At 70.5% G+C, this 17,346-nt stretch carries 15 protein-coding genes; 5 read left to right on the forward strand and 10 right to left on the reverse strand.

Translation table 11 applies throughout. From position 1 onward, the window contains the following. Window positions 1-17: 17 nt before the first annotated feature. From NJE57_RS13750 to NJE57_RS13760, 3 genes are read left to right on the forward strand one after another with little or no spacing between them, the layout of a single operon-like run. Window positions 18-2,246: a VWA domain-containing protein gene (locus tag NJE57_RS13750; RefSeq protein ID WP_319029032.1), complete on the forward strand. Its 2,229-nt coding sequence runs from the start codon at window positions 18-20 to the stop codon at window positions 2,244-2,246. Further along, a complete protein-coding gene (cobO, locus tag NJE57_RS13755) occupies window positions 2,246-2,860 on the forward strand; it encodes a cob(I)yrinic acid a,c-diamide adenosyltransferase (protein ID WP_319029034.1) in 615 nt (204 codons plus the stop codon). The genes NJE57_RS13750 and cobO overlap by 1 nt, the downstream gene beginning before the upstream one ends. Next, window positions 2,854-4,434: a cobyrinate a,c-diamide synthase gene (locus NJE57_RS13760; protein WP_319029036.1), complete on the forward strand. Its 1,581-nt coding sequence runs from the start codon at window positions 2,854-2,856 to the stop codon at window positions 4,432-4,434. Before cobO ends, NJE57_RS13760 begins: the two co-directional genes overlap by 7 nt. Window positions 4,435-4,511: 77 nt before the next feature. On the opposite strand, the gene NJE57_RS13765 is transcribed toward NJE57_RS13760, so the two are convergent. The 8 genes from NJE57_RS13765 to NJE57_RS13800 all read right to left on the reverse strand — a co-directional run bounded on the left by NJE57_RS13765 (window position 4,512) and on the right by NJE57_RS13800 (window position 14,083). Next, window positions 4,512-5,795 (reverse strand): ABC transporter substrate-binding protein, encoded by a 1,284-nt coding sequence (locus NJE57_RS13765; protein ID WP_319029038.1) that lies wholly within the window; start codon window positions 5,793-5,795, stop codon window positions 4,512-4,514. A 47-nt stretch (window positions 5,796-5,842) separates the two neighbouring features. Then, the gene (locus tag NJE57_RS13770; protein WP_319029039.1) at window positions 5,843-7,060 is read right to left on the reverse strand and encodes a branched-chain amino acid ABC transporter permease; all 1,218 of its coding nucleotides are present in this window, start codon (window positions 7,058-7,060) and stop codon (window positions 5,843-5,845) included. After that, the gene (locus tag NJE57_RS13775) at window positions 7,057-7,962 is read right to left on the reverse strand and encodes a branched-chain amino acid ABC transporter permease (RefSeq protein WP_319029040.1); all 906 of its coding nucleotides are present in this window, start codon (window positions 7,960-7,962) and stop codon (window positions 7,057-7,059) included. Before NJE57_RS13775 ends, NJE57_RS13770 begins: the two co-directional genes overlap by 4 nt. Further along, entirely contained in the window at window positions 7,959-9,794 is a 1,836-nt protein-coding gene (locus tag NJE57_RS13780; protein ID WP_319029041.1) for an AMP-dependent synthetase/ligase, read from the reverse strand. Before NJE57_RS13780 ends, NJE57_RS13775 begins: the two co-directional genes overlap by 4 nt. Beyond that, window positions 9,794-10,606: an ABC transporter ATP-binding protein gene (locus NJE57_RS13785; protein WP_319029042.1), complete on the reverse strand. Its 813-nt coding sequence runs from the start codon at window positions 10,604-10,606 to the stop codon at window positions 9,794-9,796. The genes NJE57_RS13780 and NJE57_RS13785 overlap by 1 nt, the downstream gene beginning before the upstream one ends. After that, entirely contained in the window at window positions 10,603-11,391 is a 789-nt protein-coding gene (locus NJE57_RS13790) for an ABC transporter ATP-binding protein (RefSeq protein ID WP_319029044.1), read from the reverse strand. The genes NJE57_RS13785 and NJE57_RS13790 overlap by 4 nt, the downstream gene beginning before the upstream one ends. A 467-nt stretch (window positions 11,392-11,858) precedes the next feature. After that, window positions 11,859-12,596 (reverse strand): cobalt-precorrin-6A reductase, encoded by a 738-nt coding sequence (locus NJE57_RS13795; protein ID WP_319029045.1) that lies wholly within the window; start codon window positions 12,594-12,596, stop codon window positions 11,859-11,861. Beyond that, on the reverse strand, window positions 12,593-14,083 hold the full coding sequence (locus NJE57_RS13800) for a cobyric acid synthase (protein ID WP_319029047.1): 1,491 nt from the start codon (window positions 14,081-14,083) through the stop codon (window positions 12,593-12,595). Before NJE57_RS13800 ends, NJE57_RS13795 begins: the two co-directional genes overlap by 4 nt. 192 nt (window positions 14,084-14,275) lie before the next feature. Here NJE57_RS13800 and NJE57_RS13805 point away from each other — a divergent pair, with 192 nt between their 5' ends. Both NJE57_RS13805 and NJE57_RS13810 read left to right on the forward strand, forming a co-directional pair. Then, on the forward strand, window positions 14,276-14,716 hold the full coding sequence (locus NJE57_RS13805) for an Rrf2 family transcriptional regulator (protein ID WP_319029049.1): 441 nt from the start codon (window positions 14,276-14,278) through the stop codon (window positions 14,714-14,716). A gap of 150 nt (window positions 14,717-14,866) precedes the next feature. After that, window positions 14,867-16,144: a globin domain-containing protein gene (locus tag NJE57_RS13810; protein ID WP_319029050.1), complete on the forward strand. Its 1,278-nt coding sequence runs from the start codon at window positions 14,867-14,869 to the stop codon at window positions 16,142-16,144. Window positions 16,145-16,209: 65 nt separating this feature from the next. Here the strand turns inward: NJE57_RS13810 and NJE57_RS13815 are convergent, their stop codons facing one another. Continuing rightward, window positions 16,210-17,022, reverse strand: a complete 813-nt coding sequence (locus NJE57_RS13815; RefSeq protein ID WP_319029051.1) for a molybdate ABC transporter substrate-binding protein — start codon at window positions 17,020-17,022, stop codon at window positions 16,210-16,212. A 6-nt stretch (window positions 17,023-17,028) separates the two neighbouring features. Then, window positions 17,029-17,292 carry a hypothetical protein gene (locus NJE57_RS13820; protein WP_319029052.1) on the reverse strand — a complete coding sequence of 88 codons (264 nt, stop codon included), beginning with the start codon at window positions 17,290-17,292 and terminating at the stop codon, window positions 17,029-17,031. Between the last annotated feature and the right edge of the window lie 54 nt (window positions 17,293-17,346).

Genomic DNA, 17,346 nt, shown 5'->3' on the forward strand with positions numbered 1-17,346 from the left:
CGAGAGCGGGAGCCCCCATGCCACAGCACTACCCCTTCAGCGCTGTCGTCGGTTCCGACGACATGGCGCTGGCCCTTCTCCTCAACGCGGTCTCGCCATCGGTGGGCGGCGTCCTGATCCGCGGAGAGAAGGGCACCGCCAAGTCCACGATGGTCCGCGCCCTCGCCGGAATCCTGCCGCAGATCGAGGTCGTGGCCGGCGACAGGTTCTCCAGCGCCCCGGCCGACCGCGGCACCGACACCCCCGACGGGCCCATTCCCCACGACGCGCCGACCGAGCACCGGCCGGTCCGGCTGGTGGAGCTGCCGATCGGCGCGACCGAGGACCGCATCGCCGGATCGCTGCACCTGGAGAAGGCCCTGAGCGAGGGTGTCACCGCGTTCGAGCCCGGCCTGCTGGCCCGCGCGCACCGCGGACTGCTCTACGTGGACGAGGTCAACCTGCTCCACGACCACGTGGTGGACCAGCTCCTCGACGCCGCCGCGATGGGACGGGTCACCGTCGAGCGGGACGGGGTGTCGGTGGAGCACGCCGCCCGCTTCGTCCTGATCGGCACCATGAACCCCGAGGAGGGCGAGCTCCGGCCCCAGCTGCTCGACCGCTTCGGGCTCACCGTCGAGGTGTCCGCCCCGCGCGAGGCGGCGCTGCGGGCCGAGGTGATCCGCCGCCGGGTCGCCTTCGACTCCCACCCGGAGGGCTTCTCCGCCACCTTCGCGGCCGACGAACTCGCCCTGCGCGAACGGATCGTCGCCGCACGGGAGCGCGTGGACGCCGTCGAGCTGACCGACTGGGCGCTGACCAAGATCGCGACCGTCTGCGCGGGCTTCGACGTCGACGGCATGCGCGCGGACATCGTCACCGCGCGCACGGCCGCCGCCCACGCCGCCTGGCAGGGCCGGACCCGGATCACCCGCGCCGACATCCGCGTCGCCGCGCGGATGGCGCTCCCCCACCGCCGGCGCCGCGCACCGTTCGACGCCCCCGGACTCGACGAGGACCTCCTCGACCGCCTCCTCGGAGACGACGACGAGCCCGATCCGCGGGACGACGGCCCCGGGACTGACGGCCCGGGCGATGACGACAAGAACGACGACAACGCGAGCGACGCCACGACCGGCCCGCAGGACGGCGACTCAGGCGCATCAGCCGAGGACACCGGCGACGCCGGAGACTCCGACGCCCAGCAGCCCCCCGCCGGGGAGAACTCCCCGGCGTCCGCAGAGCAGTCTGACCAGCACCCGGACACCGGGCCGGACTCCGAGCAGAATTCCAGCGACGACGGCCGGGTGCAAGAGCAGGGCGATCGCACCGACCCCGGCGACCCGCGACCCGAGGGCGACGGGGCCGAGCAGAACAGCCGACCGGGCGGCGCGGCGACCGAGCCGGGGACGGTCACGGCGGCCTCGGCGCCCTACCGCACGCGGCTGCTGACCGTCACCGGGACCGGCAACGGCGTCTCCGGTCGCCGGTCCCGGGCCATCACCAGCACCGGCCGGCGCACGGGCTCGGCCGGCTTCACCGGCTCCGACGTGCACCTGCCCGCCACCATCCGCGCCGCCGCGCCCCAGCAGGCCGCGCGTGGGCGCAACTCGGGCCGCGACGGCGGGCGACTGCTCCTGTCCGCCCGCGACCTGCGCTCGGCGGTCCGCGAGGGGCGGGAGGCCAACCTGGTGCTGTTCTGCGTGGACGCCTCGGGATCGATGGCCGCGCGCACCCGAATGGAGCAGGTCAAGACCGCGATCCTCTCCCTGCTGCTGGATGCCTACCGCCGACGCGACAAGGTGGGATTGGTGACCTTCCGCGGGTCCGGCGCGCAGGTCGCCCTGCCGCCCACCTCCTCGGTGGACGTGGCCGCCGCCCGCCTGGCCGAGCTGCCCGCCGGGGGCCGCACCCCACTGGCGGAGGGACTGCTCACCGCCGCCGAGGTCCTGCGCATCGAGAGGGTCCGCGACCCGCAGCGGCGACCCCTCGTCGTCGTCGTCACCGACGGCCGGGCCACCCATGGCCCGGACGCCCTCGCCCAGTCCCGTGCCGCGGCGGCCGGGCTGGCCTCCCTCGGTGTGGCGTCGGTGGTGGTGGACTGCGAGAGCGGCAGGTTCCGCATGGGCCTGGCCTCCGAGCTGGCCGCCCACCTGGGCGCCGAACACATCCCCCTGGGCGAGGTGACGGCCGAGGGACTTACCCGCACCGTGCGGTCGCACACTGCCGCGCGGAACCCCGCGCGAACCGAGGGAGAGGTGGCCTGATGCCGCAGGGACAACCGGCCATCGTTCCCGACGACGGGCTGAGTACGCGGCAACGCCGCAACAAGCCGCTGATCATGGTCCACACCGGGCCCGGCAAGGGAAAGTCCACGGCCGCGTTCGGCCTGGCCATGCGCGCCTGGAACCAGGGGTGGGACATCGGGGTGTTCCAGTTCGTCAAGTCCGCCAAGTGGCGGATCGGCGAGCAGACGGTCATGGAACGCCTGGCCCGCCTACACGACGAGACCGGTGAGGGCGGGCCCGTCGAGTGGCACAAGATGGGCTCGGGCTGGTCGTGGTCGCGCAAGGAGGGCACCGAGGACGACCACGCGGCCGACGCCGCCGAGGGCTGGGCCGAGATCAAGCGCCGCCTGGCCGACGAGCGCCACGACCTCTACCTGCTGGACGAGTTCACCTACCCCATGAAGTGGGGCTGGGTGGACGTCGACGACGTGGTGGAGACGCTGATGTCCCGTCCCGGTCGCCAACACGTGGTGATCACCGGTCGCGACGCCGACCCCCGGCTGCTCGAGGCCGCCGACCTGGTCACCGAGATGACCAAGGTCAAGCACCCGATGGACGCCGGCCAGAAGGGTCAGAGGGGGATCGAATGGTGACCGCCTCGTCCACCGCCTCGTCCAGCGCGTCGCGCACCGACCTACCCCGGCTCGTCGTGGCCGCCCCGGCGTCGGGGCACGGCAAGACCACCGTCGCCACCGGGCTCATGGCCGCGCTGCGGCGCCGGGGTCTGACGGTCTCGGGACACAAGGTGGGACCGGACTACATCGACCCGGGCTACCACGAGCTCGCCACCGGTCGGCCAGGCCGAAACCTGGACCCGCACCTGGTCGGCGAGGACAGGATCGTCCCCCTGCTCCTGCACGGCGCGCAGGCCGCACCGAGACCGGCGGACATCGCGGTGATCGAGGGCGTGATGGGTCTGTACGACGGCCAGATAGGGGGCGACGGCTTCTCCTCCACCGCCCACGTCGCCGGCCTCACCGAGACCCCGGTCCTGCTCGTGGTGGACATCTCCCACGCCTCGCGCAGCATCGCCGCCGTGGTGCTGGGGATGGCGACGTTCGACCCCTCCGTCCGGATCGGCGGCGTGATCCTCAACAAGGCCGGGTCCGTCCGACACTCGGACGAGGTGCGCCGGGCCCTCGAACCACTGGGGATCCCCGTGCTCGGCGTGCTCAGTCGGGACGACGACGTCACGGCGCCGTCCCGGCATCTCGGGCTGGTCCCGGCCGCCGAGCGACCGGGCGCCGCCGGCAGCCTCGACCACCTCGCGGACCGCATCGCCGCCTCGGTGGACCTGGACGCGGTGATGCGGCTCGCCCACTCGGCGCCGCCGCTGCCGGGCCCGGCCTGGTCCGCCGGCGACTCCCTGGCGGGAGCGTTGCCCGGCTCCGGGCCGGCCTCGTTGTCCGTCTCGGGCCCCCGACGACCGGTGGTCGCCGTGGCCGGCGGGCGCGCCTTCACCTTCCGCTACGCCGAGACCGTGGAACTGCTCGCCGCCGCGGGCTGCGACGTGGCCGTGTTCGACCCCCTCGCCGACTCCGCGCTGCCCGAGGGCACCGCGGGGATCTACCTCGGCGGCGGGTTCCCCGAGGTCCACGCCGCGGGGTTGGCCGCCAACCGGCCGATGCTCACGGCTCTGCGCACCGCGCTCGGCGCGGGAGTGCCCACTGTCGCCGAGTGCGCGGGGCTGCTCTACCTCTGTCGCACCCTCGACGGCGCCCCGATGATCGGCGCGGTCCCGGCGGACGCGGCCATGTCCCCCCGGCTCACGCTCGGCTACCGTCGCGTCACCGCGCGGAGCACGAATCTCCTGGCGGTGGCGGGCACCGAGGTCACCGGCCACGAGTTCCACCGCACCACCGTCACCCCCCGCGCCGGAAACCCCGGCGCCGGAGGCCCCTCGGTGGGAATGGGCGGCGCGGGAATGAGCGGGGCGGGGATGCGCGGGGCGTGGGCGGGACCCGAGCGCGACGAGGGCTTCGCGACCGACACCCTGCACGCGTCGTACCTCCACACCCACTGGGCCGGGCACCCGTCGCTCGCGGCGCGCTTCGCGGCGGCGGTGACCCGGCACGCCGCCGGGGCGGCGGCGACGTCCGTCGCGGGACCGCGTACCGACGGTGATACGGACCGTATGTCGGCGGTTGTCGACATACGGTCCGTATGAACCGGTCAGGGTGAGCTGAGGGGGCACCGCCCTGCCGGGCGGTGGACCCGGCGTCACCACTCGGTGACAGCAGATGGCTACATCAGGTAGCAGGCCTCGGTGAACTCGAAGTCGGCCGCGGTCGGTCCCTCGTACCACTCCTCCTCCAGCACGAGTCCCGTCGGGCTGTCCGCCTCGATCCGGTTGATGATGGTCGAGCGGGAGGCGTGATCGTTGACCTCTCCCGAGTAGTCACCGGCGCCCTCGGCGAACATCCCGTTGGTGTCCAGTCCCGTCAGCGAGTCGGCCGTCTCGAAGACCCCGGCCCGGCTGAGCTGGTCGTTCTCGATCGCTTCCTGGAGCAGGCCGCGGATGACCGTCTGGGCCGCCCAGCCCAACACGAACCAGTCGTTGGGCTCCGCCCCGATCGATTCGGCGACCTCCCGCATCTCGTTGTGCCCCTCGGAGTCGTAACCCCACGGTGCGACGGTGGCGGCGCCCAGGTAGCTGGCCTCCAGGGCCGGCGCGGCCTGGCTTCCCATCAACCCCGCGCTCCAGGTGGGGGTGGCGCCGATGAACTGGCCCTCGTACCCCTGCGCGACGGTCGCACCCACGATGGCGCCGGTCTCGATGGCGCTGGTGGCCAGGAGGACGACGTCCGGTCGGTCGGCCAGGATCCGCTGGATCACCGCGGTCTGCGCGTCGGTCCCGCCGGGAGCCGTGGTGTAGCGGGTGAACTCGATCCCGCGCTCCTCGGCGGCGATCTCCGCACCGTTGGCGGCGTCGTCACCGTAGTCACCGGGGAAGTGCACCACGCCGACGCTCGACGCGTCGAGCTCGTCGACGGCGTAGTCCACCATGTTCATGGCCTCGGCGCAGTAGCTGGTGCCGAATTCCAGCACCCCCTCCTCGAACAGCCAGTTCGACCCCAGCGAGGCGGGGACCGCGAGGATCTCCTGCTGCCGCGTGTCGTCGAGGATGCCGTTGGTGTGGGCCGTGCCCAACGAGTGGGCCAGCACCAGGATCTCGTCCCTGATCTCCTGGTACTCCTGGGAGTGGGTGGTCTCGTTGTACCCGCTGTCCCGCACGTGGGTCACCATGTCGACCTCGTAGCCCTCGATGCCACCGTTCTCGTTGACGTTCTGCCAGTAGGCCTGGGCCCCCTCGATCATGGGCGCGCCGACCGGCGAGAACGGACCCGTCAGGTCGGTGATCGCCCCAAGGTAGATGCACCCGTTCGACTCGTCGACCGCGTTCGGGCACGGCTCCTCCGTGATGCCTGCGGTCTCGGTGTCGGAGGCGTCGTCGCGGCCACAGCCGGCGAGGACGAGTGCGAGCGCCGCCAGGCCGGCCACCCCGCTGCGTAGTGTCTTGGACTTCATGGTGTTCTCCTCGGGTGTTCGGTGGGTGAGTTCAGTCGTGGGTGAGTTCAGTAGGTGAACGGGAAGCTCTTCCAATACATCCGCAGCCTCAGCCAGAGGCCGTACAGGCCGCGGGGTTCGAACAACAGGAACGCCACGATGAGGCCGCCGTACAGGATCGCCTCGACCTCGTAGACGTTGGGGCTGGCGTTGGGTGCCGTGGAAATGAAGGGGAACAGGTGGGCGATCTCGGCCGAGATCCGTGGCAGTGACGCGATCAGCAGGGCGCCCATGATCGATCCGGAGATGGTCGCCGCCCCGCCGATGAAGACGATGGCGACGAACTGGATCGACATGATCAGTCCGAACTGCTCCGGCCCGAAGTGTCGGTTCGCGACGAACAGCAGGGACCCGCACACGCCCGCGTAGAACGACGAGACCGTGAACGCGATGAGCTTGTAGCGCGCCAGGTCGACGCCCATCACACCCGCCGCGATGTCGCGGTCGCGAATGGCCCCGAAGGCACGCCCGATCCGGGAGCGGGCGATGTTCCGGGCCGCCAGCGCCCCGATCAACAGGAGTGCGAGGAAGAACCAGTACAGCTTCTGATCGGAGGTGAACGCACTGTCGAGGGTGAGATCGTCACCGAACAGGACGGGCCGGGGCGCTTCCCGACCGACCCCCTGCCCCCCGGTCACACTCGCCCACTCCGTGAAGACATAGGTGCCGAGGAAGACCAGTCCCAGGGTCACCACCGCGAGGTACAGACCCCGCAACCTGATGGCCAACGGGGCCACGACCACCCCGCAGAGCGCCGCCATCGCGCCTGCGGCGATGATCCACACCGGGATGAAGGTGATGCCCAGGCCCAGTGCGCGTCCCTCGGGATCGCCGGCCACCACCGAGGCGGTGTACGCACCGACCCCCACGAAGAAGGCGTGCCCGAGGGATATCTGACCCGCGTATCCGGTGATCAGGTTGAGACCGATACCGCCGATGGCCAGTACGAGCCCGAGCCCGAGTATCCGCAGCAGGTCGTCGCTCACGTTGAGCGGCAGCAGGACCGCGATGAGAATGAGCAGCGCGACGCCGATCGCCTTGGCGCGCGTGTTGAACAGCGCCTGCTCCTGCCGGTAGCTGGCGTAGAGCTCCGGCCGACCGCGGGGCCGTCCGAGGAATCCGATCCGACGCCCGGTCCCGGTCTTCGGTGGCGGGGCGTCCGGTGTCCGGCCGGTCGGCCCGCTCGACGTACCGGATGGGTCCGCTGCTGATACGAGATGGCTCATACCCGTTCCACCTCCTTGGTTCCGAACAGTCCGTGCGGTCTGACGAGGAGCACCGCGAGCATGATGATCCAGGGCATCAGTGGACCGAGGTTGGTGGTGAGGTCCGGCAGGATGCCACTGCCGTCGAACCACTGGTTGTGGTAGGTCGAGACGACGGCCTGGGCGATGCCGATGGTCAGGCCGCCGATGATCGCGCCACCTATCGAGTCGAATCCGCCGATGACGATCGCGGGCAGTGCGATGAGCGCGACCAGCCACAATGTGTTGCCGATCGGACCGCCGGTCGCGGCGAAGATCCCCGCGATCGCGGCCAGGGCGCCGGCCATCGCCCAGGACAGCGCGAAGATCGCGCTGGCACTGACACCCTGGGCCATCGCGGCCTCCTGGTCCGATGCGACCGCCCGCATCGCCAGGCCGACCGACGAGTACCGGAAGAACAACAGGAGGGCGATGACGATCACCGTGGCGGTGGCGAACGCGGCCATGTGCCGGTGTTGGATGACGACCCCGGCGATCACCGAGACGTCGGTCCCCCACGGGTCCCCGACGGAGCGCGGTTGGGAGCCCAGGAACATGCCGGCGATCGTGCGGATGACGATATCCAGTCCCACGGTGATGATCGCGATGATGAACACCGCCTTGCCGATCATCGGACGGATCGTCAACCGTTCGACGAGCAGGGCGACGACGCCGATGGCGATCACCCCGAGTATGGCGCCGACGTAGAAGCCCATCAACGGCGCGAGGAAGCTGACGATGATGGCGCCGGACATCAGGAACGCGGGCTGCGCGAAGCTGATGACACCGGTCGCCTTGAAGATCATGACGAAGCCGATCGCGACGAGTGCGTAGATGGCACCCGAACCCAGACCGACGCTCAGGGCGGAGAGGAACTGGGTCATCGCGGCACCGCGTACAGATCGTCGACGAGGTCCGCGAACAGCCCCGTCACCGCCGAGCGCTTGACCTTCTGGGTGGCGGTCAGTTCACCCTCGTCGTGGTCGAGTTCCTTGGGCAGCAGCGCGAACGCCTTGATCTGCTCCACGGCGTTGAACCTGGAGTTGGTGACGTCGACGACCCCCTGCACCAGCTCACGTACCTCGGGTTTCTCCGTGAGGTCCCGGTAGGTGGTGTAGGCGATCCGCTTGCGGGTGGCCCAGTCGCCGACGGTCTCGAGTTCGATCCCGATGAGCGCCGTGAGGAACCTGCGTCCGTCGCCGATCACGATCGCCTCCTTGATGTAGGGGGACACCTTGAGGCCGTTCTCGATCTCCGACGGCGACACGTTCTTGCCACCGGCGGTAATGATGATGTCCTTCATCCGGTCGGTGATCTTGACGTGGGTCCCGTCGACCCATTCGCCCACGTCGCCGGTGTGGAGCCAGCCCTGCGCGTCGATGGTCTCGGCCGTCTTCTCGGGGTTGCGCCAGTATCCGACGAACACCGCCGGGCTCCGGACGAGGATCTCGCCCGTGGTCTCGTCGATCCTGAGCTCAGTGCCGTCGTGGGGCTCACCCACGGTCCCGAGCCTCACCCGCCCGGGCTTGTTGGTCGTGGCGATCGCCGAGTTCTCCGTCATCCCGTACAGCTCGTGCATCGGAACACCGATCCCCATGAAGAACTTGAGCACCTCCGGGGCTATCGGCGCCGCTCCGGAGACCGCGTATCGTGCGTACCGCAACCCCGTCCGGACCCGCAGTGCCCGGTACATGCAGACCCAGCCCAGCGCGTACCACGTACGGCTCGAGGCGGTGTGGCGTCCGCCGTTCGAGACCAGGGCGTCCCCGATCTGCTCGGCCCGGCCCAGCCAGAACGCCGACCATGTCCTCTTGAGCCAGGTGGCGTCCTCCAACCGGATCTGGGCCGAGGCCAGTAGCTTCTCCCAGATCCGTGGCACTCCCATGATCAGTGTGGGCTGCACCTCCTGCAGGTTCTGGGGCACCGTGTCGATGGACTCGGCGAAGGTCACCTGGAGCCGGCTCGCACAGCTCATCCACGTGGTGAAGAACCGCTCGGCGACGTGGGACAGCGGGAGGTAGGTGAGTACGTAGTCGGACGGCCCCGGAGGCGGGTCGGACGTCCCCCCGCGGGTCATGACGGTGTCGATCGCGAACTCGACGTTGGACGTGGTCAGCATCGCCCCCTTGGGAGGTCCGGTCGACCCGGAGGTGTAGACGAGGGTGATGAGGTCATCGGGTCGGGCCTGCTCCATTCGTCGAGTCACGGCCCCCGGATCCGACTGCCGGTGTTCGCGACCCAGGGCGAGGAAGTCGTCCCAGTGGAGGAGACGATCGTCGCGGTAGTGCCCGAAGACGCCGCGCGGCTCCAGGTACACGATGTGCGTGAGCTCGGGACACTGGTCCGAGACGTCCAGGGCCTTGTCCACCTGCTCCTGGTCCTCTGCCACGAGCAGTTTCACCTGACTGTTCTCCAGCAGGTACCCGACCTCGGCGGCCGGGTTGGTCGGGTAGACCCCCACGGTGACACCGCGGACGGCCACGGTCGCGATGTCGCAGATCAGCCATTCGGGCCGGTTCTCGCTGTGGATCGCCACGCGGTCCTGGGTCTCGATGCCCAGCGCGACCAGCGCGTGCGCGACGTCCTGGATCTGATCCCAGTACTGCGCCCATGTCGTCGGCTTCCAGACACCCCGGGACTTCCTCCGGAGCGCCACGTCGCCGGGGTGGGCTGCGGCGTTGTCCCGGACCCTCGTGGCCAGAGTGGTGGTGCTCATCAACTCCCTCCTCCGCTCGCGGGGGTGGCGGCCTGGCCGCCCAGGTAGGCCTCCACCACCGCCGGATGGCTCTGGACCTCCTCGGGGCTACCGAGGGCCAGAGGGGCTCCGAAGTCGATGGCGAGCACGCGGTCCGCGATATCCATGACGAGGCTCATGTCGTGCTCGACGAGAATCATGGGCGTCTTGAACTCCTGTCGGATCGAGAGGAGGAACCGTGCGGTGTCCTCGGTCTCCTCGAGATTCATCCCGGCCACGGGTTCGTCGAGGAGAAGGATCTCGGGTTCCATGGCCAGAGCGCGGCCCAGCTCGATGCGTTTCTGGATGCCGTAGGGAAGCAGTCCGACCGGGAGCTTGCGCCACGCCTGGAGTTCCAGCAGGTCGATGATCTCCTCGACCGCCGCGCGATTCAGTTCCTCCTGCCGTCTGGCCTGCCCCACCCATGCGATCGCCGCGAAGGTGCCGTAGCGGAACTTCACGTGCCGTCCGAGCATGAGGTTGTCGACCAACGTCAGATTGGCGAACAGCTCGACGTTCTGGAACGTCCGGGCGACTCCCAGGCGGGCGATCCGGTGCGGAGGCATCCCGAGCAGCTGCTGGCCCCGCAGCGTCACCGAACCCTGCTGGGGCTTGTAGACACCCGAGAGGACGTTGAAGATGCTGGTCTTGCCTGCTCCGTTGGGGCCGATGATCGCGAAGAGCTCGTCCTCGTTCACGGTGAAGTCGACGCCGTCGATGGCCTTGAGATTCCCGAAGGACAGACTCACCTCCGAGAACTCCACGACCGGCGCGGGGACGGGACGAGTCGTCATGACGCCCACCTCTTGCGGCGCCGGTACTGTTTGACGTCGCGATAGGACTTCGCCTGGTCGGAATCGGAGCGCGCACCCAGGTAGAACTCGCGGATGTCGTCGTTGTCGAGCAGTTCTGCCGCCGGGCCGTCCATGACGACGCGGCCGGTCTCCACGACGTATCCGTGCCGGGCGATCGACAGCGCCATGGCCGCGTTCTGCTCGACCAGCAGGACGCCGGTCCCCTGGGCGTTGATCTCGACGATGATGTCGCGGATCTGCTCCACCATCTTGGGCGCCAGACCGAGGCTCGGCTCGTCCAGCAGGAGGTAGCGGGGAGCGGACATGAGCGCCCGCCCGATCGCCAACATCTGTTGCTCGCCACCGGACAGGTACCCGGCTACCCGGGAGCGGCGTTCGTGGAGTACGGGAAAGAGTGCGTAGACGCGCTCGAGTCCCTCGCGGAGTTGGCGTCGTCGGACGTGCCCACCGATGCGCAGATTCTCCTCGACCGAGAACTCCTTGAAGATCCGTCGGCCCTCGAGGACGTGCTTGACCCCCTGCTTGGCGATCGCCGGCGCGCTCAGGGAACCGATGTCGTCACCGTCCAGCGTGACGCTCCCCTTGGTGATCGCTCCGTTGTGCACATCGAGCAACCCGGAGAGACTGCGCAGCAGTGTCGACTTCCCGGCACCGTTCGCACCGAGCAGAGCCACGATGTGGCCGTCCGGCACATCGAAACTCGCACCTCTGATGACCAGCATGGCGTCGTCGTAGACGACCTCAAGATTGCGAACTGATAACACTCGGCCTCCTGATGTGATGGTGGTCACACTATTCACAGGTCTCTGAGTGTGTAGGGATTTCACACAATCGGCTTCCAACTCGATCCTCGGTCGGGGCGGCCGGGAGAAGACGGCTCCGTGGGGTGGCGAGGTCGTGGCGAGTGAGCCCCGGCCGGTCGCCCGATCAGATCGACCGTGCTAGACGCCCCGACGCGGCCGGACCGGGAGATGACCCCGGACTCGGCAAATGTAGAGACCAAGACTTCGGGCGACCCGGTCGCAACGCGGTCGAGCGCCGGGCCGCCGACCGAGACCGGTGGTCCCGGCGGGCCCGCGACGGGTGCGTGCACCGTGCGTGCACGGTGCGCGCGCTGTGCGATCGCCTCCAGGCCACCCTCCGAAGTGAACAGCGGTCCATTTCAGTCGGGTGCGGCCGGACACGTGTGGTCCACTCCGGGCGCTACGTCGGCCTCGGGCGCGGGGGTGCCTCAGGACAGTGCGCTGACCCACTCCGCGGCGGCCACCGCGTCGACCACGACCTCCACGCCCGGCGCGGCCCCCGGCCGGCTGACCACGACCACCGGCAGCCCGAGTTCGGCGGCCACCGCCATCTTCGGCCAGGTGTGGGAACCGCCCGAGTCCTTGGTCACGAGCACGTCGACAGCGTGCTCGGTGACGAGCTCCCGCTCCCCCTCGTACGAATAGGGCCCCCGGTCCAGCAGGATCCGCCAGCTCCCGGGGAGCGGACCGTCCGGAGGGTCCACGACCCTGACCAGGGCCGCGCGGGTGGCGAGCGGACCGGTGAAGCGGCCCAGCGACTGCCTGCCGACGGTGAGGAACGGGCGGTCCCCGAGTTCCGCCGCGGTCTCCGCGGCCTCATCGTGCCCCGAAACCCAGTGCCACGCGGCGGCGCCGGGAGCCGAGGCCCACCCCGGCCGCTCCAGCCGGAGCAGGGGGACGCCGGCCGCGGCACAGGCGCTCGCCGCGTTGGCGGAGATCCCCACCGCGAACGGGTGCGTGGCATCCACGACCGCGCGGACCCCAGTCGTGGACACGTGCTCCCGGAGCCCCTCGACGCCGCCGAAACCCCCGATGCGGACCTCGCCCACGGGCAGTCGCGGGCGCGCCACCCGCCCCGCCAGGGACGAGGTGAACCCGTGACCGGCGTCCTGCAACAGCACGGCCAGCTCACGGGCCTCGGCGGTCCCGCCCAACACGAGGATCATCGCCCCGCCCCCGGCGGCAGGGCCGGCATGTCCGGCGCGCCGTCGCGCGCCAGCTCCACCAGGGCGTCCAGGTCGAGGTGCTCCTCCGCCAGATCGCCCAGCAGGTCCAGCCGCCGCTCACGCGCGGCAGCGAAGTCGACCCCCGAGGGCTCCCGGATCCGGCCCACCCGGGCCGCCACCTCGGCGAGATAGGCCTGGCGGAACCCGTCCGATTCCAGGCTGCCGTGCCACATGGTGCCCGCCACGCCGCCGCGCCTGGCGCCCCCGAGGAACTCCTCGTCCGCGCCGGGGTTCACTCGCCCGTGGTGGATCTCGTACCCGCCGACCTGCTCGCCGAGGGCAGTGCCCTCCGGCAGGCGGAGTACCTTCTCCGCGCCGAACTCCGTCTCGACGTCCAGCAGCCCGAGCCCCTCGACCTGCGCGCCCTCGGGGCCCTCGACCCCGTGGGCGTCGCGGACGAGGCGTCCGAGCATCTGGAACCCGCCGCAGATCCCGAACACCGATCCCCCGGCCCGGGCGTGGTCGATCACCGCGCGGTCGAGGCCGCGGGCGCGCAGCCAGGCCAGGTCGTCGATCGTGGCGCGGGTGCCGGGCAGGACCACCAGGTCCGCACCGCGGACGGACCGGGGATCGGTGACGAACTCCACGTCCACGTCCGGCTCCAGTCCCAGGGCGTCGACGTCGGTGAAGTTGCTGATCCGCGGAAACCTGATCACGGCGACCCGCAGGGAACGTCCGGGGTCGGCGCGGCGACCCGCCAGATCCAGCGCGTCCTCCGAGTCCAGCCACACGTCGGGACTCCAGGGCAGCACACCGTGGACCCGCCGACCGGTGAGCTCCTCCAACCGGTTCAGCCCGGGTGTGAGAAGCGACGGGTCGCCGCGGAACTTGTTGACGACGAAGCCTGCGACGAGCTGCTGGTCGGCAGCGTCCAGCAGGGCCACCGTGCCGTACATCGCGGCGAAGACTCCCCCGCGGTCGATGTCGCCCACCACGATCACCGGCATGTCGGCGTGACGGGCGAGCCCCATGTTGACGTAGTCGCCGGCGCGGAGGTTGATCTCGGCGGGGCTGCCGGCGCCCTCACACAGGACCAGGTCGAACCGGTCGGCGAGGTCGTCGTACGCGGCGTGGGCGGCGGACGCGAGATGCGCGCGACCGTCGACGAAGTCCCGGGATGACACCGTCCCGCCGGGGCGGCCCATGACCACCACGTGGCTGCGCCGGTCGCCGCCCGGTTTGAGCAACACCGGGTTCATGGCCACCTCGGGCTCGGCGCACGCGGCGAGCGACTGGACCCACTGCGCGCGCCCGATCTCCCCGAAGCCCGCCGGCCCGGGGACGACCATCGAGTTGTTGGACATGTTCTGCGCCTTGAACGGCGCGACCCTGACGCCCCGCCGCGCGAACGCCCGACACAGCGCGGTCACCACCACGCTCTTGCCGGCATCCGACGTGGTGCCGGCGACGAGGAGGGAGGCGGCCATGGTGGTCGATCCTAGTCGGGCCGATTCCACCCCCGGCTTCCTCCTGCGCGGCGCGGAGATCCGGATCCCCCAGCGACTGTCGCGAACTGTCTGCGCAGGTGGGAGGGTTCGTCAAATGCCCAGTTCAGTACGTATTTGAGATCACTCCGGCAAATGCGCACACAAGATTCGTAATATGGCACGCTCGGCGTCATGCAGTTGTCCAGGTACTCCGATCTCGCGCTCCGCGCCCTGATGCGCCTCGCCGTGGCCGACGGGCGCGGCGACCGCATGACGGCCGCGGGGATCGCCGAGTCGGTCAACGCCTCGACCTCGCACGTGGCCAAGACCGTGTCCCGGCTCGTGGAGCTCGGCATGGTGGAGTCCCGGCGGGGCCGGGGCGGCGGGCTCGTGATCACCGAGGCCGGCCGTCGAGCGTCCGTCGGACAACTGCTGCGTGAGCTCGAGGGGCCGGGCGAGGTCGTGGAGTGCGAGGGCCCGTCGCCCTGCCCGCTGGCCGGCAACTGCGGCCTGCGACGCGCTCTCGTCGACGCCCGCGAGGCGTTCTTCTCCGCTCTCGATCCGCTCACGGTCGCAGGAATCGTCCACACCCCGACCCGGCAGGTGCTGCTCAGTCTGGGACCCGGCCCCTAGCCGGTCCCCACCACCGATCCACACCCCACCACCACCGATCCATACCCCACCCCAGTCCGGCCCGCCAAGGTCCCGGACCACCCCGTCGCGCCCATCGCGCCCACCGAACCGCTCGGACGGGCCCCGGCGCCACCGAAGAAGGAGATCCCCATGACCACGTCACTCGCCTCACTGGAGTCGATCCTCGCCCACCCCCGCCAGCTCTCCGAGGAGCACGCCGCCGTCGTCCGCGAGACCCTCCCCGTCATCGGCGCGCACATCGACGAGATCACCCCGGTCTTCTACCGGACCATGTTCGGCAAGCACCCCGAGTTGTTGCGTGACACCTTCAACCGCGGCAACCAGAAGCTGGGCGCCCAGCAGCGCGCGCTCGCCGCCTCCATCGCCACCTTCGCGACGCTGCTGGTGGACGGCAGGAGCCCGGTCGACATGCTCTCCCGGATCGGGCACAAGCACGCCAGCCTGGGCATCACGCCCGAGCAGTACCAGGTGGTCCACGACAACCTCTTCGCCGCGATCGTCGAGGTGCTGGGCGAGGCGATCACCCCGGAGGTCGCGGCCGCGTGGGACGAGGTCTACTGGATCATGGCCGCCGTCCTGATCGACTTCGAGAAGGCCCTCTACGCGCAGGCCGAGGTCGAACCGGGAGACGTCTTCCGTACAGCCACCGTGATCGCCCGCGAGGACGTCACTGATTCCGTCACCGTGCTTACCCTCGGCGCAGCGGAGGGTTCGGAGATGACCGCCCTGCCGACGTTCCGGCCCGGTCAGTACACCTCGGTCGGCGTGGTGCTGCCCGACGGCGCGCGTCAGCTCCGCCAGTACTCGCTGTCCAACGCCCCCGGTGACGGCACCTGGCGCATCGGTGTCCGCCGGGTCGACGCCACCACCACCGCCGGTGAGACCGGGTGCCCGGCCGGTGAGGTCTCCTCGTGGCTCCACTCCCACGCCCGGGTGGGGACCGACCTCCAGGTGACGCTGCCCTTCGGCGACCTCGTCCTGGACGCCGCCGACGCCGACGCGGCGCCCGTCGCGTTGATCTCGGCCGGCATCGGCATCACCCCGATGCTCGGCATGATCGCCCACCTGGCCGCCACCGACCCCGCCCGGACGGTCCTGGTCCTGCACGCCGACCGGGCCCCGGCGGACCACGTGCTCGCCACGGAGGTCTCCGGGGAGACCGCGCTGCTCAGCGACGCGCAGGTGCACACCTGGTACGAGACCGGCGCCGACACCGCGCAGGGCCCGGGCACGGTCCACTCCGGCTACCTGGACCTGGGCGCGGTGGACCTGCCCGCCGACGCCCACGTCTACCTGTGCGGGCCCACCGCGTTCCTGCGGGCGGCCCGCGAGGCCGTGCTGGCGGCCGGCATCGACGCGGACCGGGTGCACGCCGAGCTCTTCGCGCCGAACGACTGGTTGGTCTGACGTCGGATCACAGGGGGGAGCCGGCGGCCTGTGACGGCGACTGCCCGCGTTTCGGGACGTCGCCGTCAGGCCGGCAGCGGGCCCAGCCCGGCGTTGCGCAGCGCCTGCCGTCCGCGCTCGGAGGTCACCAGTTCCCGGAACCCGGCAGCGGCGATCCGCTTCGTCTCCGCATCGGGTCCGACCTCCCCGCCGGGCACCCGGGCCAGGACGTACCGGGTGGTGCCCGCCTCCCGCATCAGCTCCCGCTCCTGCTCATCGATGTCGGCGCTGGCATCGACGTCGGAGACCCAGCCGTGTGACCCCGCCACATCGGTCCGATAGACGATTCCCACGTCCAGCTCGTGGTCCGCGAGCCGGGCACTGAGCGCCCGCGACCCGACCTCCCAGGTCACTTCCGCCGGCGTCACGCCGGCGGCGAGGAGCAGCTTCTCGGCCGCCTTCCCGCAGGGGGCGGACACGTCGCACAATCCGACGCGCAGGTCCGGACGGGCGAGGTCGTCCAATCCGCGCACCTGGCGGGGGTTGCCGGACGGGACCGCCACCACAACGTGGTTACGGGCGAAGACCCGGGGCTCGGCGGCCGTCCCACGCTCGACTGCGTGCGCCATCGCGTCCTCGCTCGCGGAGGCGAAGACGTTGAGGTCCGTGCGGTCGGAGAGTCCCTCGGAGATGTCGTCCGACCGACCCAGTTCCAGGTGTACCCGGACGCCGGGGTTCTCGTCCTCGAAGATCCCGACGATCTCCGTGAACGCCGCGGAGAGCGAGGGAGCGGCCGCGACACCGAGGGTCGTGGTGGAGGCCTCGGCCTCCTCGGGCGTACACGCCAGCCCCGAACACACCAGGGCGACGCCCACCACCGCGATGCCCGGACGTCGCATACCCGGTCAGCCCCCGGCGAAGGGGGGAAGGACGTCGACGGCGGAGACACCGTCGATCGATGCGGCGGGGTCGCGCGTGGTCTCCTCGCCGACCAGGAACGACGAGACCGTGACGATGCTGGCCAACGGCTCACCGTGGCGCTCGCAGACCTCGCGGGCGAGTTCGCCGATTGTCTCCGCATCCGTGTGGAGCCGCTCACGGGCAGTTCCCGCCGCGTCCTCTGCCGCCGCGTAGTACCCCACGGTGATCACTCTCGATGTCCTGCTCACGGTCTCAACCCTAACCCCTACTTCCGACACACGGCCGACCAATTAGGTGACAGG

Source organism: Dietzia sp. PP-33 (assembly GCF_033790845.1).
Classification (GTDB): domain Bacteria; phylum Actinomycetota; class Actinomycetes; order Mycobacteriales; family Mycobacteriaceae; genus Dietzia.

Bases quoted from the DNA above. Each gene is read 5' to 3' on its own strand.
- NJE57_RS13810 (WP_319029050.1), top strand. From the start codon at position 14,867: ATGACCACGTCACTCGCCTCACTGGAGTCGATCCTCGCCCACCCCCGC.
- NJE57_RS13800 (WP_319029047.1), bottom strand. From the start codon at position 14,083: ATGGCCGCCTCCCTCCTCGTCGCCGGCACCACGTCGGATGCCGGCAAG.
- NJE57_RS13815 (WP_319029051.1), bottom strand. From the start codon at position 17,022: ATGCGACGTCCGGGCATCGCGGTGGTGGGCGTCGCCCTGGTGTGTTCG.
- NJE57_RS13765 (WP_319029038.1), bottom strand. From the start codon at position 5,795: ATGAAGTCCAAGACACTACGCAGCGGGGTGGCCGGCCTGGCGGCGCTC.
- NJE57_RS13760 (WP_319029036.1), top strand. From the start codon at position 2,854: ATGGTGACCGCCTCGTCCACCGCCTCGTCCAGCGCGTCGCGCACCGAC.
- cobO (WP_319029034.1), top strand. From the start codon at position 2,246: ATGCCGCAGGGACAACCGGCCATCGTTCCCGACGACGGGCTGAGTACG.
- NJE57_RS13775 (WP_319029040.1), bottom strand. From the start codon at position 7,962: ATGACCCAGTTCCTCTCCGCCCTGAGCGTCGGTCTGGGTTCGGGTGCC.
- NJE57_RS13780 (WP_319029041.1), bottom strand. From the start codon at position 9,794: ATGAGCACCACCACTCTGGCCACGAGGGTCCGGGACAACGCCGCAGCC.
- NJE57_RS13770 (WP_319029039.1), bottom strand. From the start codon at position 7,060: ATGAGCCATCTCGTATCAGCAGCGGACCCATCCGGTACGTCGAGCGGG.
- NJE57_RS13750 (WP_319029032.1), top strand. From the start codon at position 18: ATGCCACAGCACTACCCCTTCAGCGCTGTCGTCGGTTCCGACGACATG.
- NJE57_RS13785 (WP_319029042.1), bottom strand. From the start codon at position 10,606: ATGACGACTCGTCCCGTCCCCGCGCCGGTCGTGGAGTTCTCGGAGGTG.
- NJE57_RS13805 (WP_319029049.1), top strand. From the start codon at position 14,276: ATGCAGTTGTCCAGGTACTCCGATCTCGCGCTCCGCGCCCTGATGCGC.
- NJE57_RS13795 (WP_319029045.1), bottom strand. From the start codon at position 12,596: ATGATCCTCGTGTTGGGCGGGACCGCCGAGGCCCGTGAGCTGGCCGTG.